Here is a 14,408-nt window from a genome sequence, read left to right on the forward strand (position 1 = left end):
CCCCAACTTTGTCCTCCTGCCTGCTCAACAAAGGGAGGCTTTGATGCTGAAATAGAAGCATGGGGCTGACACGGCGCGAATTTTTGCAGCGGAGTAGTGGGGCGATCGCCATCGGTGGGGCGCTCGGTAGCGGGCTGTGGGTGTGGGGCGATCGCGCTGGGAAAGTGCTAGCCGCGCCGACCTCGCGCAAGCTGGCCCTACTGATCGGCATCAGCCAATATCCCGAAGCCGTGAGCGATATTCCCCCTGTGAAAGGCGGGCTGCTGCCAGGAGCGCTGACGGATGTGGAAATGCAGCGGCAGGTATTGCAGCATCGCTTTGGGTTCCGACCTGCGGATATTTTGACGCTGACGGATGAGCAGGCCACCTGGGCAGGCATTACGGACGCATTTCAGGCGCATTTGCTGGAGCAGGCGAAACCCGGCGATGTGGTGGTGGTTCACCTCAGCGGGCTGGGCAGCCGGGTACGCTCAGCAACCAATCCGGAGCAACTTTGGGACAGCATCGTGCCGATCGATGGCGGTCTGCCCACGAGCGATCGCCCCCTGATTGCCGACCTCACCCGCGCAACGCTGGAACAGTTGGTGCGATCGCTCCCCACATCGCAGGTGGTAACGCTGCTGGATCTGGGCTTCTCGAACCTGGGCACCTCGCTCCAGGGCAACCTCCGGATTCGTGCCCGCCCCAACGCCCCTACGGGTGACCTGCATCCCCGGGAAATTGCGCTGCAAGAAACCTTGGGCGATCGCCTCCGGGCTGCCAAGGCAAATCTCTCGGCTCCGCTGCCGGGGCTATTCCTCACTGCTGCGGCTTCTGGACAGGCGGCACTAGAAGGTCGTTGGAGCGGCTTTAGCGCAGGTCTGCTCACCTACGCCCTGACGCAATATCTCTGGGATGCCACCGCAGGCACAGCCCTCTCCACGGTGCTGGCTCAAACCAGCACCAGCATCAAGCGGCTGTCGGGCGCAAACCAGGAGCCACAGGCAGGCGGCACTTTCAGTCGCGACGGCACCAGCGCCTATCCGCTCGTGCCTGCGGCAGCCGGAGCCGATGGGGTGATCCTGGTCGCGCCGGACTCTGCCAGGACGCTACGCCTGTGGGCCGGGGGCTTGCCGCCGTCTGCCCTTAGCGCTTACAGCCCCGGTTCGCTGTGGGAAACCCTCGGCAGTGAGCCGCAACTGCTGCGGGTGCAGGGTCGAGACGGGTTGACGCTGAAGGTTTTACCCGTGATCGAGGGCGCATCCCTAGAGCCAGGGCAGCCCGTGCAGGAGCGGGTGCGCCTGCTGCCGCGTAGCGTGGGGCTGACCATTGCCCTCGACAGCAGCCTGGATCGAATCGAGCGAGTGGATGCCACCAGCGCGTTTACAGCGGCGAAGGTGTCGCTGGTCAACGCGGGCGAACAGTCGGCCGACTATCTCTTTGGCAAGCGTCGGGCGGTGGAAACGACGGTAGCAGCAGTATCGCTGTCAGCGTTGCCCAATCCAGCCGTGCAGACGGACGTGCCCCCGGCCCAGCCTGTGCTGGAGATGCCCAGTTCGCCTGCGAACCTGGATGGAAAGTATGGTCTGTTTTATCCAGGGCGCGTGCCTCTGGGCATCGAGCTATCCACAGCAGATGAGGCGGTGAAAACAGCGGTGAATCGCCTCACCCCCCAACTGCGATCGCTCTTTGCCATGAAACTGCTGCGGTTGACGGTGAATGCGTCCTCTTCGCGCCTAAGCGTGCGGGCGATTCTGGAACAGGTCGGGCCCGGTTCCACTACCGCTCGTGCCCTACCTATCGTGCAGCAAGAAACCGTCAGCATTCCCAGTCGCCTGGACAACAAGCGCGTGGGAGCGGCGGTCGAAGTGGGCGCATCTGTTCCCGCAGGCAGCACCCTCCGATATCGGCTACAAAACGCAGGCGACCAGCCGCTTTATGGCATGTTGATGGGGCTGGATAACACGGGCCAGGCGATCGCCCTGCCGCTGTCCACCAACACGGAGCAGCCGCCGCTGTTGCCCGGAGCGAACCTGACGCTGCCCGCTGAAGCGTCTCCGGGCTGGGTCGTCCCCAATGTACCCGGACTGGTGGAGATCTTTCTCATTCTCAGCGTGGCTCCCTTTCGCCGGACACTGGCCGGGCTGCCCATCGCCCCCGGAGCGACCCCTCGACAGGCGATCGCCCTCCCCAATGCCCTCGATGTAGCCCAGTCCATCCTGCAAGACCTGCACGATGCCACTTCTACGGACAGCAATTCCTTGAGCAATTTTCCAGGCGACTCCTACGCCTTGGACGTGACGCGCTGGGCAACGCTGCACCTCATGTACTGGGTTGAAGCAACCGCTTAGCGGAAAGCCAGCGGCTGAGACTGAACGAGACTGAACGAGATTGAGTTCCAGGAAAATTGCTGGCTAATAGTTGGGTGCATCCCTCTCTTGTAATCCTCACCCTAAATTTCTCTCCCGCTTTGGGAAAGGGACTTCTAATTCGGCTCCCCTTCTCCCAAAATAATTCGGCTCCCCTTCTCCCAAAATAGGGAGAAGGGGCTGGGGGATGAGGGCAAACTTGCAGAACTGGGATACGCCTTAATAATTGGGCTGCGGCCCCAGTTCACCCAAACGATCAACCGGCCAAAAGCGCACCACCGCCCGTCCAATAATATTCTGGCGAGGCACATAACCCCAGAAGTGGCTATCGTAGCTGTTGTTGCGGTTGTCGCCCAGCACCAGGAAGGAATCAGCAGGCACTTTTTCCGGGCCCCACTGATAATCGGGCGGTGACTGGATGTAGTTTTCTTCGATGGGCTGGCCGTTGATCAACACGCGCCCGCCCGTCACCTGCACTGTTTCACCCGGCAGCCCAATCACCCGCTTAATAAAGGCCTCGTTGAGGCTGGGGTTTTGCTGCTTGAGCGCCTCAGTGGGGTGAAACACGATGATGTCGCCGCGTCGGGGTGGGTTGAAGTGATAGCTGATTTTTTCCACAATCAGGCGATCATTCACCTCCAGCGTTGGCAGCATGGACTCAGAGGGGATATAGCGGGCCTCTGCAACAAAAGTGCGAATGCCCAATGCCAGCACCACGCTCAGGCCAATCGTTTTGATCCCTTCCATGAGGGGGCTGTCGGCCTTGGGCTTGGGGGCAGCAGGCTCAGCAGGAGGCGTTTGAGGGGTGGGGGAATCAGATTGACTGGACATCTGCGAGTCTATGTAGTTAGTAGTTGATGTACTTGATGAGGTAAAGGATGAGGTGAACTCAGAATCGGGTGTGCCTAGAAATCTGGAGACGGTCTAAGGCTAAGGCTGTAACCCAAGTCAGCCATAATTTCAGACGTGTAGCCGTTAAGTACAACCGTTACGGTTTATGTGGGTTCATGCACAATCATCACGATAGACCACTTTCCAGCAGACGACACCCCTTTCTTTAACTCAGTTTATCCGAGGAGCAAATGTACCTTTTAGCTCCACCAGAGTCTAACGCAGGTGTATTAAAGTCAACTTTTCAGACAGCCGCTCACAAAATTGGGACTGCACCGATAGAATCGTTTCACGGCTTGGAAGGAGACATCGAGGGATAGCAGGTAGCCTATGGCAAGTTTAACAACTGCTCCACTGGTCATCCGTCAGGCGCAGGTCTTGCTGCCGGATGGAGCAATGGCGCTGCGGGATGTGCGTGTCGAGAATGGGGCGATCGCCCAAATTTCTCCAGACATTCCCCCAACGCCGGACGACACCCTCATCGACGCAGCAGGGCTGACCTTGTTGCCAGGGGCGATCGATCCGCAGGTGCATTTTCGCGAGCCGGGGCTGGAGCATAAAGAAGACCTGTTTACCGCCAGTTGTGCCTGCGCCCAGGGCGGCATCACGTCGTTTCTGGAAATGCCCAACACGCGCCCGCTGACCATTACTCAAGACGCATTGGACGACAAACTGCGCCGCGCTTCGGAGAAGTGTCTGGTCAACTACGGCTTTTTTATCGGCGCAACGCCGGAAAATCTGCCCGACCTGCGGACGGCGAACCCGGTCTGCGGCATCAAAGTGTTTATGGGGTCGATGCATGGGCCGCTGCTGGTGAACGATGACGAGGCGCTGGAGCGAATTTTCTACCGCGACCTGAGCGACCCAAATTACGAAAATCGGCTGATCGCCGTCCATGCCGAAGACATGGCGAGAATCCTCCAGCGGCGCGAAAAGTATGCTGGGGTGAGCGATCCGGCGATTCATTCCGTGATTCAAGATAACGAGGCGGCGCTGATCGCCACAAAGCGGGCGCTGGCGCTGTCCAAAAAATATCAGCGGCGGCTGCATATTCTGCACCTGTCTACGGGGGAGGAGGCGGAACTGCTGCGGCAAGACAAGCCCGCTTGGGTGACGGCCGAAGTTACGCCCCAGCACTTGCTGCTGAATACCTACGCCTACGAAACCATCGGTACGCTGGCACAGATGAACCCGCCGCTGCGATCGCCCCAGGACAATGCCATCCTCTGGCAAGCGCTGATAGACGGCGTACTGGACTTCATCGCCACCGATCACGCGCCCCACACGCTGGAGGAAAAAGCCCAGACCTATCCCAACACCCCCTCTGGAATGCCCGGTGTGGAAACCTCGCTGCCGCTGATGCTGACCCAGGCGGCCAAAGGGCGCTGCACCGTCGCCCAGGTCGTGAACTGGATGTCTACCGCCGTCGCCAAAGCCTACAAAATCCCCAACAAAGGGGCGATCGCCCCCGGCTACGATGCCGACCTAGTGCTGGTAGACCTTAGCACCTACCGCCCGGTGCAGCGAGAAACGCTGAAAACCAAATGCGGCTGGAGTCCCTTTGAAGGCTGGGATCTGACGGGCTGGCCCGTAGTCACGATCGTCGGCGGTCAGGTGGTGTTTGACCACGGCACGCTGAATACGGCAGTGCGAGGGCAGGCGCTGCGGTTTGAGTGAGGAAGGAAAAAACGAAAAACGAAGAACGAAAAACGAAAAACGAAAAACGAAAACCCCATTCTTCCCTCTTCGTTCTTCCCTCTTCGTTCTTCCCTCTTCGTTCTTCCCTCTTCGTTCTTCGCTCTTCATTCTTCCCTCTTCGTTCTTCGCTCTTCCTTCTTCCCTCTCCCCCTTCTGCTATATCGTGAAAAAGGCAGACGAGCGGACACACCTCGCATGACACTATCAGAAATTGGCGTAGCCGTCGTGGGCACTGGGTTTGGGCAAAAGATCCACATTCCCGGTTTCCAGATTCATCATCAAACGAAATTGGTGGCGGTGCAGCACCGCGATCGCCCCAAGGCAGAGGCGATCGCCCAGGCACACGGCATTCCCCACGCTTGCCAAACGGTGGAAGAATTAGTAGCCCTACCAGAGGTGCAGGCAGTCAGCGTCACCACGCCGCCGTTCTTGCACTACGAGCAGGCGAAAATCGTGCTGAATGCAGGCAAGCATTTGCTGCTGGAAAAGCCCACGGCTCTGTCGCTGGCCGAGGCGGAGGAATTGCAGAATCTGGCCCAGTCCAAAGGACTCGTTGCGGCGCTGGATTTTGAGTTCCGTTTTGTGCCCACCTGGATGCGGCTGGCAGAACTGCTAGCGGAAGGTTTTGTAGGGCAAAAGCGGCTGGTAAAAGTGGACTGGCTGGTGAGTGGTCGCGCCGATGCCAATCGCCCCTGGAACTGGTATGCCTGCAAAGACCAGGGCGGTGGGGCGCTGGGGGCGCTCGGTTCCCATACGTTCGACTATTTGCGCTGGCTCTTTGGCCCGGCGACGCGGCTCTGCGGCTCCCTCAGCACTACCATTCCCACCCGACCCGACCCGATCACGGGCGAGCCGAAACCCGTCGATTCGGACGACACCTGCCGCGTCTGGCTGGATCTGGCGGACGGAACGCCCGTGCAAGTCACCCTCAGCACCGTCACGTTTCAGGGCCGTGGGCATTGGGTGGAGGTGTATGGCGATCGCGGCACGCTGATTCTCGGCAGCGATCATCAGACCGATTATGTCCACGGCTTCAAGCTCTGGGCTGCTCCGGCGGGGCAGTCGCTCCAGGAGGTCGAAATTCCCGATCGCCTCGCGTTTCCCCAAACCTACCCAGATGGTCGGCTTGCGCCGTTTCTGCGGGTGGTGGATAGCTGGGTGCGGGCGATCGCCCAGGAACCCTCACCCATGCCCACGCTGGCCGATGGGGTCTATTCGCAGCGGCTAATCGACCGCACCCACGAATCCCATCAAAAAGGAGGCTGGGTGAGCCTGTAGTGACCCGTCCCAGCCCCCTGGTTTGTTTGTCAAAGTCGATTAGCGACGAACCTGCCCCTACCGGCCGCTAAAGTTGCTGCGACCGTGGTCAATGCCGGAGCCAGTCACGCTGCAAAAACTGCGGCTGACCGACGTGCCGCCGCTGGTCTGGATGTTGCAAGTGCCAGACGCAGAAACCGTGCGATAGCCCATCTCAGACGAGCGGAATTGGTTAATCTGAAGTTCCACTGCACCCTCAAAGTTGCTTCGCACCGTGCCAATGTACTCGACGTTGAAGCGCCCACCCGTGAGGCTAAAGGAACCGTCGCGGTTTTGGCGACCAATCACAAGTTGAGCATCGCCAGAGCCGTTGTAGCGGGCGTTGTCGATAGTGCCCGTGCCGCGAAATACATCGTTTGTGGGCGTGGGGGAGGGGGCAGGAGAGGGGGCAGTGGTGGAGAGGTATTGACCAAAGACCCAGCCTTCGCCGCCCCGCTCGCCCACCACAAAAGCCCAACTGCCCTGGCGACGGATGATCTCGACGCGATCGCCACGACGGAGAACGAAGGTGACTGGGAAGCTGGTACCTGGGCCGCTGCGAACGTTTAGATCATTGACCGTCACTGTCGCAACTTGGGCCAGCGCAGCCGTTGCTGCAATGACCAGGGCTGAGCAGGCTGCAAGACCACCTGCAATCCAGTGTTTTACACGCATATGAATCATCAATTCCTGTTTTTGAGAACACAACAAAACGAACGCTAACGGTTCGATAAAAGCGCAGTAGAATTCACCCAAAATCAGCGCTTGTTACACAACGCTTGTTACACAACACTTTTACACCAGCACATACGCTGCGTGAACGTCCTGCGTGATGCAAGCCAACTCTTGTGTTTGATAAGCGGCTTGATAAACCTGAAGCTGATCCTAAACGCTTAAACTCTACCAGATTTGCCCAAAGTCACTTCAAAAAATAGAGAAAAATTTCCTTAAGAGCCGCAATCTTTACCAAAGACAAACTGCCATCATGGCACAATCTCTTTCGCATTCTCTGTTTCTTTTACATCTCTTTTGGTGCAGTAGCGTTTGGTGCAGTAGCGATCGTGAAATAGGTTTCTATCAATGGATTGGGCAGTGCTGAGTCTATTGACGATCGCCCAATCAAAATGTCAAAGATAGAACAGCACGATGCAGTTGCGTCTAGGCGATCGCCCCTATTTCTTTGTATTTCCCTGTTACCCTGTTTGCCCTGTTTGTCCTATCTGTCCTGTTCTCTTATCGGCACTCTCCGCATTTACACTTCGCATGTATCTGTCAAAATCTGATTTCAAGCTGGCCCGCTCTTGCCCCACAAAACTTTACTATCGAAAGCTGGGCTATCCTTCGGTGCAAGAAGGCAGCGAGTTTCTGGAACTGCTGGCAGAGGGCGGATACATCGTGGAGGCGATCGCCAAGCTGCTATTTCCCGACGGGGTGCGCGTGCAAACCGAGGCAGACCCAGAAGCCGCAAACGCAGAAACCCTGGCGCTGCTGAATAGCGCCGAAAATATTACGCTGTTTGAGGCGACGCTGCTGCACGAGCGGGCACTGGCCCGGGCAGACATTTTGCTAAAGCAGGGGCAGCGCCTCGACCTGATCGAAGTCAAAGCGCGATCGTTTGACCAGTCTGAGTATCAGCGGCGCATCAACGAAGGCAAGTCCAGCCTGTTTTCGCTGGCGGGATGGCGCGACACCATTGAAGATGTGGCGTTTCAAACCCATCTGCTGCGATCGCACTTTCCCGATTTCGAGATTCGCGCCTTTTTGATGCTGCCCGACAAAACCAAATACTCCGCCATCGACCAACTGCATCGCCAATTTCAGGTGCGCCGATTTCCAATAGACGCGGGCTTTTCGCAGATTCAGGTCGAGTTTTCGGGCGATGTAGCGGCGCTAAAGTCCGCAAACTTCCTGACCCAGATCGACATCACCGCCGAAGTTGAGGCGACGCTGCCGAAGGTTCGTGCAGGCATTCAGCAATATACAGCGCTGCTCTGGCCCAGCTTGCAACGGGCCGAACCCGCATTGTCTATAAGCTGCCGCGACTGTGAATATTGGCTCGAAGACGAGGAGCCACTCAACGGCTTTCGCCACTGCTGGGGCGACCTGGCCGACGTGTCGCCGCACCTGCTCGACCTCTATCGCGTCGGCAGCCTGGGCGATCGCGCCAACGAGCTAATTCGGCAAAGAAAAGTCAGCCTGTACGACGTAACGCCAGATCTGCTGGTCAAAAAAGACGGCTCCAGGAGCGCCTACAGCGATCGCCAACTGCGCCAGCTCCACCACACCTGCGAAGACACCGAATGGGTGTCTGAGGAACTGGCGGATATTTTGGACCGTTTTGACTATCCGCTGCATTTCATCGATATGGAAACCTGCGCGCCCGCCATTCCCTGCTATAGCGGGATGCGCTCCTACGAAACGATCGCCTTTCAGTGGAGTTGCCACACGCTGACCGCACCGGATGCCGAACCGCAGCACGAGTGCTGGATTTGCACAGAAGACGAATTTCCCAACTTTGCCTTTGCCGAATCGCTGATGCAGCGCCTCGGCACCACGGGCACCCCCTTCATGTGGAGCAACCACGAAAACACCGTGCTGCGCGAAATTTTGGAACAAACGGGGCGGCGCGGCTACGACAATCCTGCTCTGCGTGACTGGCTTGGCCACACCGTCAAGCTCAACGGGGGCGATCGCGGCCGTCTGGTCGATCTCTGCCAGCTAACCGAAAAGCACTACCTCCATCCCCAGATGCGCGGCAGCACCTCTATTAAAGTCGTGCTAGAAGCTGTCTGGCGCACTAATCCAGCCCTGCGCGATCGCTTTCCAGAATATGTCTGCTATGACGAAACCGGCCGCCTGCTCAGTCCCTACAAAGCACTACCCACTCAGTTGATTAACGGAGGGGCGATCGCCGTCACTGAAGGCACTGCCGCCGTCCGCGCCTATCGCGCGATGGTTCACCAAACAGAAGGCATCTGCGACCCCGCCACCCGCGACCAGTGGAAAGACCTGCTGCTGCAATATTGTCAGCTTGACACCGCCGCAATGGTGATGATCTGGTGGCACTGGGCGGGACTGTTGGGAGGGAGAGAAAGAGGGGGGTGAGGGAAGAGGGAAGAGGGAAGAACGAAGAGGGAAGAGGGAAGAACGAAGAGGGAAGAACGAAGAGGGAAGAATGGGGTTTTCGTTCTTCGTTTTTCGTTTTTCGTTTTTCTACAGCACCCGCAGCACACTAGGAATCTCCGCCACGCCCTCAAAGCCGCGAATCTCCGCCAGGGCTTTGCGGAAGTTGCCCTCGCGCACGTCATGGGTGACAACGACAATTTCCGCCAAATCGTCCTGAAAGCCGATTTGTACCACGGATTCCAGGCTGACCTCGTGATCGCCAAAGCAGGTGCCCAGCCGCCCAATCACACCCGGCATATCGCGGGTGAGGAAGCGGGCGTAGAAGCGGCTGACGACTTCATCCATCGGGCTAATGGTGCAGTAATGCTGGTGAATGCAGGCCAGCAGCGGGTGCAGTTCGGCGGCAGAATGGGGCGACGTTTCGCCTGAGGTTTTCAAAGAGGTTTTCAAAATCGCCACAATGTTTTGGATATCCGACACGACGGCGCTGGCGGTGGGCCCAGACCCCGCGCCGCGACCAAACAGCATCACCTGCCCCACCGGATCGCCTTCAAATAAGATGGCGTTGTAAACGTCGTTGACGCTGGCGAGGGGATGGCTCTTGGGCAACAGCGTTGGGTGGACGCGCACTTGCAGATGATCGGTCGCGTCGTCGGGGGCGCTGGGTTCCCGCAGGGCTGTGGCCAGCAGCTTGATTACAAACCCCAGGCGATCGGCATAGGCGATGTCGGCGGCGCTGATGCTGCGGATGCCTTCGCAGTAGACTTCGGGCAGCTTGATGCGGCCGCCAAAGGCGAGGGATGCGAGGATGGCGATTTTGTCGGCGGCATCAAGGCCGTCTACGTCGGCGGTGGGGTCGGCTTCGGCGTAGCCCAGGCGTTGCGCGTCCGCCAGCACCCCGTCAAAGTCTGCGCCTTCGCGGGCCATGCGCGTCAAGATGTAGTTGGTCGTGCCGTTGACGATGCCCATGACGCGGTGGATGCGGTTGACACTGAGGGATTGTTTCAAGGGCTGAATGACCGGAATGCCGCCCGCCACGGCCGCCTCGATCATCACGTACACCCCGGCAGCACTGGCTGCGTCGAAGATTTCGTCACTGTAGCGGGCGATGACGGCTTTGTTGGCGGTGACGACGTGCTTGCCGTGGGCGATCGCCTTTAGAATGAGCGATCGCGCTGGCTCCAGCCCGCCAATCACTTCCACCACGATGTCGATCTCTGGATCGGTGACGATGGCTTCCAGATCAGTGGTCAGCAGGTCGGCCGGCAGAGCCACCGGGCGCGGCTTGTCGAGCGATCGCACGCCCACTTTGCCAATCTCGATTTCCTGCACCAGCGGATGACGCAGTTCCGGATTTAGCAGAATCTCCGCCGTCCCTGCGCCGACCGTTCCCAAGCCCAACAGCCCAATCTTGAATGCCACAGCTCTCGACCCGTGAAAATCGTCTTCCCCCCAATTGTAGGAGGGAATGTCTGCACGAGTGAGGGCAGTTTCCCAGGCAGGCGCTTTCCTACAGACTCTTCTCTTGCTTTGGACTTAGGCTGCTAGATTTGCATTCTCTCGATGCTGTTTTTACGCAGCTACCCGTTGACAAATCGAAATTACATGTATATACATATTTTATGAATTAGATTTCACCTTCTTCCAGTTCGCAGACCGATTCAGGCTTAGATCATTCAAACGTGCCTTCAAACTTCAACGACTCAAACCTGGATTTCAGTGAACTCAGCCAAGTGCCGGATGTCTGCATGGGAATGCACATTCGTCGGGCATCGCGCATTTTGACGCAGATTTATGATGCTGCGCTGCGGCCAGTCGGTCTGGTACTCAATCAATTTACGCTGCTCGTTGCCATTCACCTGGCGGGGGCGAGATCGATCACTCAACTAGCAGCAGATTTGTTTGCCGACCAAACAACCCTGACTCGCAATGTCAAGCTGTTAGAAAAGCGGGGATTGGTGGCGATCGCCCCCAGCACCGATCGACGAGTCAAGCTAGTCTCTCTGACCGCAGAGGGAAGAGCCATCCTGGCGCAGGCAATGCCATTGTGGAAGCAGGCTCAAGCCGAAGTCATGCAGCAGTTTGAACCGCAAAACTGGCAAATATTGCTCTCGCTTTTGTCCGATGTTCAGCACATTGGATAAGCTCATGCTTCCCAAAACATGTATATACATACAACTGGTTTTATCGTTTCAGTTCTAGTAATTCTTGTCGTTTCAATTCCAGTCATTTAGGAGGCAAAATGCCCAGCTTCGATCAGCATCCAACTGTGGTTCGGTGGCGTGAAAAAATGAATGCCCAACTGCCAGATCAGCCTGTTTTGCTGAATGCCGATGTGTTGCGATCGCTCTGTCTAGATGCAGGAGCCGATGATGTCGGATTTGTAGAAATTGATCGCCCGGCGATCGCCGATCAGCGTGCAGAAATCCTAGCGGCTTTCCCACCGACCAAAATGCTTATTAGCTTTGTTTGTCGCATGAATCGAGAAAACATTCGCACGCCCGTTCGCTCAGCAGCCAATATGGAATTTCATGCCAATTATGACCACGCCAATGAAGTAGCGCGACGCATTGTCAAAGCGCTAGAGCCAATCGGCATACGCGGCTTGGTTCCGGGGGCGAGCTTCCCGATGGAAATGGACAAATTCCCCGGCAAAGTTTGGGTCGTGTCTCACAAGCCCGTGGCGATCGCCGCAGGTTTGGGGCATATGGGCATTCATCGACTGGTGATTCATCCCAAGTTTGGTAATTTCATTGCTTTGGGAACCATTCTGCTGGATGCCAACGTGAATGAGTATACCTATCCCATTGACTATAATCCTTGTCTGGAGTGCAAACTTTGCGTATCAGCTTGTCCAGTGGGGGCGATCGGCGCAGATGGTTATTTCAACTTTTCTGCCTGCTATACCCACAACTACCGTGAGTTTATGAGCGGCTTTACGGACTGGGTGCAGACCATTGCAGACAGCAAAAATGCCAAAGATTACCGTCAAAAGGTAAACGATTCAGAATCGGCTTCAATGTGGCAAAGTTTGTCGTTTAAGTCCAGCTATAAAGCAGCTTATTGCATGGCGGCGTGTCCGGCTGGTGAAGATGTAATTGGCCAGTTTCTCAGCAATCGAAAAGCCTATGTGCAGGAGGTGATCAAACCTCTGCAAGACAAGGTTGAAACAATCTACGTCGTGCCTGGTTCTGATGCCGAACGCTACGTGCCCAAGCGATTTCCAAACAAGAAAATTAAGCGCATTAGCAGCGGAATTCGTCCTGCATCGATTCGGGGGTTTTTGTTTGGATTGTCGCTTTTGTTTCAGCGCGATCGCGCTGAAGGGTTAAACGCAACCTACCACTTCACGTTTACTGGTGCAGAACCTAGTCAAGCCACTGTCATTATTCAAAATAAGACTGTACAGGTACAGCCAGGTCTGGTGGGCAATGCCAATCTTTCAGTCGTTGCTGATAGCAAAACCTGGCTCCGATTCATTGCAAAAGAGCAGAATCTCATTTGGGCCCTGCTGCTCCGAAAAATTCGCATCCAGGGTTCGCCCCGGCTGCTCCAGGCATTCGGTCGATGCTTTCCGGCGTAAGCGCTAGGTTTTGTGAGTCCTTGACAGGAGGCTTCAGGGCGATCGCCAAAAGTCTCGATGCACCGCTACGATTTCATCCTCCAGCGCATCGAACGGCCCCCAAACGCGAATCGGCTTTTGGCCAGCAGCAAACACCTGGCGACAGGGCAGGCTCAGCGTCGGGTTTTGCGCGTCGCTGCCCGTCAGCGCCAGCAGGCTGGTTTCGGCAATGCCATAGACCAAGCGCCCAATGTTGCCCCAATACTGGGTTCCCGCACACATGACGCAGGGTTCGGCGGTGGTGTAAAGTGTGCAGTTCCACAGATACTCTGGGCTGAAATTGGTGCTGGCAACCCGCACCAGCACCGACTCGGCGTGGTTCACCGCGTTGACGTTGCCCTGCTCTAGCAGCACGGTTTCGTGATCCGGCGCAACCAGAATTGCGCCAAAGGGATGATGCCCAAAGCCCCTGGCCCGAATGGCGATCGCATTTGCCCGCCGCAGGTGATGCAGCATTTGTGCTGGCGTAGGGTCTGGATAGTCGAAGGTGTAAGGCATTTCAAATCCAGATTCAGTAGACGTTAATTTAAGGCAAAGCGCGATCGCCCCTCTAGCATCACGAATGGCAATTGCATATCTACTGGCTCAAGGCGATTGGTCAAATCACCAGCCAGGCAGTTAGCCAGTCAGTCAGATCTTGAAGGCGATCGCACACACGTTATGGCGCTTGAATAACCTCAAAGCTATCTCGGTCAATAATTCGGTAGAATAAAAAATCAGAATCGAGAGTCAGAATTTGACGATATCCAGTTTTTTCTGCTGTTAGAACCAGCGTTGCATCTGCCAAATCCATCGGGCGATCGCGGTACTGTTCCATTAATGTCAGCAAGCGCCCATAGTCGCTTTGCTGGATTTCATAGGGAGTCAACAGACCTTCTAAAAGCAGCAATCCCAAATGGTTTTGCATTTGCCAACCACCCCGATGGAGCGCAAGATACATCGCCTCAGTGAGGCAGGGCCAGGTTGTAAGGAGAGGCTTCGCAGCTCGTGAGACGACGCTTCTGTAGGCAGCGTGCTGAGTCTGAGTGCGATCTACCAAACAAAACAGCACCCCCGCATCGCAGAGAATCACAAATTCAGCCCCTGCTGCCGATATTTGGACAGCAACAGCCGCTGATAGTCGCTAGAAGGCTCTGAAGTTGTAATTTCTAGACGATCTACAGCGGCAAACCAACGTTCCCAGCATTCCAAAGGCAATTCTCTAGATTGCGAAGTAGATTCATTGGGCTGAGGGGCAGAGTTGGGGTTTCGATGTTTTTGAATGATGAAGTCGATGAAGTCACTCACCTCTCGGAGGAGTGGCTCAGAAAGCTGCTGCAATTTGGCGATCGCCGCTTCTCGAGGAGTCATAGAGTGTGCCCAGTTCCATCTTCTTTTATAGTTTTACCGAATGCAGATGCAGTTGGGAGAGTGCGATCGCCCCTCTA

Annotated in this window: 12 protein-coding genes; 6 read left to right on the top strand and 6 right to left on the bottom strand. The window is 56.6% G+C overall.

Annotated elements, in window-relative coordinates; genetic code table 11:
- The first annotated feature begins 59 nt into the window (after window positions 1-59).
- On the top strand, window positions 60-2,330 hold the full coding sequence (locus IGS16_RS20040; RefSeq protein WP_297088504.1) for a caspase family protein: 2,271 nt from the start codon (window positions 60-62) through the stop codon (window positions 2,328-2,330).
- Window positions 2,331-2,567: 237 nt separating this feature from the next.
- Here the strand turns inward: IGS16_RS20040 and lepB are convergent, their stop codons facing one another.
- A complete protein-coding gene (gene lepB / locus IGS16_RS20045) occupies window positions 2,568-3,179 on the bottom strand; it encodes a signal peptidase I (protein ID WP_367185833.1) in 612 nt (203 codons plus the stop codon).
- A 390-nt stretch (window positions 3,180-3,569) separates the two neighbouring features.
- Here lepB and IGS16_RS20050 point away from each other — a divergent pair, with 390 nt between their 5' ends.
- Window positions 3,570-4,916, top strand: coding sequence for a dihydroorotase (locus IGS16_RS20050; RefSeq protein WP_297088505.1), 1,347 nt, complete (start codon window positions 3,570-3,572; stop codon window positions 4,914-4,916).
- 216 nt (window positions 4,917-5,132) lie between these two features.
- Window positions 5,133-6,215 carry a Gfo/Idh/MocA family oxidoreductase gene (locus IGS16_RS20055; RefSeq protein WP_297088507.1) on the top strand — a complete coding sequence of 361 codons (1,083 nt, stop codon included), beginning with the start codon at window positions 5,133-5,135 and terminating at the stop codon, window positions 6,213-6,215.
- 57 nt (window positions 6,216-6,272) lie between these two features.
- Here the strand turns inward: IGS16_RS20055 and IGS16_RS20060 are convergent, their stop codons facing one another.
- Window positions 6,273-6,917, bottom strand: coding sequence for an SH3 domain-containing protein (locus tag IGS16_RS20060; protein WP_297088509.1), 645 nt, complete (start codon window positions 6,915-6,917; stop codon window positions 6,273-6,275).
- Between the two features lie 579 nt (window positions 6,918-7,496).
- On the opposite strand from IGS16_RS20060, the gene IGS16_RS20065 reads away from it, so the two are divergent.
- Window positions 7,497-9,338 (top strand): DUF2779 domain-containing protein, encoded by a 1,842-nt coding sequence (locus IGS16_RS20065; RefSeq protein ID WP_297088511.1) that lies wholly within the window; start codon window positions 7,497-7,499, stop codon window positions 9,336-9,338.
- 108 nt (window positions 9,339-9,446) lie between these two features.
- On the opposite strand, the gene IGS16_RS20070 is transcribed toward IGS16_RS20065, so the two are convergent.
- Window positions 9,447-10,781, bottom strand: a complete 1,335-nt coding sequence (locus tag IGS16_RS20070) for a homoserine dehydrogenase (protein WP_297088514.1) — start codon at window positions 10,779-10,781, stop codon at window positions 9,447-9,449.
- A gap of 260 nt (window positions 10,782-11,041) precedes the next feature.
- Between IGS16_RS20070 and IGS16_RS20075 the strand changes: the two genes are divergently transcribed.
- Together IGS16_RS20075 and IGS16_RS20080 are read left to right on the top strand one after the other, a co-directional pair.
- Entirely contained in the window at window positions 11,042-11,503 is a 462-nt protein-coding gene (locus IGS16_RS20075) for a MarR family winged helix-turn-helix transcriptional regulator (RefSeq protein ID WP_297088515.1), read from the top strand.
- Window positions 11,504-11,601: 98 nt separating this feature from the next.
- Entirely contained in the window at window positions 11,602-12,942 is a 1,341-nt protein-coding gene (locus IGS16_RS20080) for an SCP2 sterol-binding domain-containing protein (RefSeq protein ID WP_297088517.1), read from the top strand.
- 33 nt (window positions 12,943-12,975) lie between these two features.
- On the opposite strand, the gene IGS16_RS20085 is transcribed toward IGS16_RS20080, so the two are convergent.
- The 3 genes from IGS16_RS20085 to IGS16_RS20095 all read right to left on the bottom strand — a co-directional run bounded on the left by IGS16_RS20085 (window position 12,976) and on the right by IGS16_RS20095 (window position 14,331).
- A complete protein-coding gene (locus IGS16_RS20085; RefSeq protein ID WP_297088519.1) occupies window positions 12,976-13,479 on the bottom strand; it encodes a nucleoside deaminase in 504 nt (167 codons plus the stop codon).
- A 160-nt stretch (window positions 13,480-13,639) separates the two neighbouring features.
- The gene (locus IGS16_RS20090; protein ID WP_297088521.1) at window positions 13,640-14,053 is read right to left on the bottom strand and encodes a type II toxin-antitoxin system VapC family toxin; all 414 of its coding nucleotides are present in this window, start codon (window positions 14,051-14,053) and stop codon (window positions 13,640-13,642) included.
- The gene (locus IGS16_RS20095) at window positions 14,050-14,331 is read right to left on the bottom strand and encodes a hypothetical protein (RefSeq protein ID WP_297088523.1); all 282 of its coding nucleotides are present in this window, start codon (window positions 14,329-14,331) and stop codon (window positions 14,050-14,052) included. The genes IGS16_RS20090 and IGS16_RS20095 overlap by 4 nt, the downstream gene beginning before the upstream one ends.
- Window positions 14,332-14,408 lie beyond the last annotated feature (77 nt).

The organism is Thermoleptolyngbya sp. C42_A2020_037, from assembly GCF_015272455.1.
GTDB lineage: Bacteria > Cyanobacteriota > Cyanobacteriia > Elainellales > Elainellaceae > Thermoleptolyngbya.

Coding starts and splice junctions, on each gene's coding strand:
- IGS16_RS20040 (WP_297088504.1), top strand. CDS start 60: ATGGGGCTGACACGGCGCGAATTTTTGCAGCGGAGTAGTGGGGCGATC.
- lepB (WP_367185833.1), bottom strand. CDS start 3,179: ATGTCCAGTCAATCTGATTCCCCCACCCCTCAAACGCCTCCTGCTGAG.
- IGS16_RS20050 (WP_297088505.1), top strand. CDS start 3,570: ATGGCAAGTTTAACAACTGCTCCACTGGTCATCCGTCAGGCGCAGGTC.
- IGS16_RS20055 (WP_297088507.1), top strand. CDS start 5,133: ATGACACTATCAGAAATTGGCGTAGCCGTCGTGGGCACTGGGTTTGGG.
- IGS16_RS20060 (WP_297088509.1), bottom strand. CDS start 6,917: ATGATTCATATGCGTGTAAAACACTGGATTGCAGGTGGTCTTGCAGCC.
- IGS16_RS20065 (WP_297088511.1), top strand. CDS start 7,497: ATGTATCTGTCAAAATCTGATTTCAAGCTGGCCCGCTCTTGCCCCACA.
- IGS16_RS20080 (WP_297088517.1), top strand. CDS start 11,602: ATGCCCAGCTTCGATCAGCATCCAACTGTGGTTCGGTGGCGTGAAAAA.
- IGS16_RS20085 (WP_297088519.1), bottom strand. CDS start 13,479: ATGCCTTACACCTTCGACTATCCAGACCCTACGCCAGCACAAATGCTG.
- IGS16_RS20095 (WP_297088523.1), bottom strand. CDS start 14,331: ATGACTCCTCGAGAAGCGGCGATCGCCAAATTGCAGCAGCTTTCTGAG.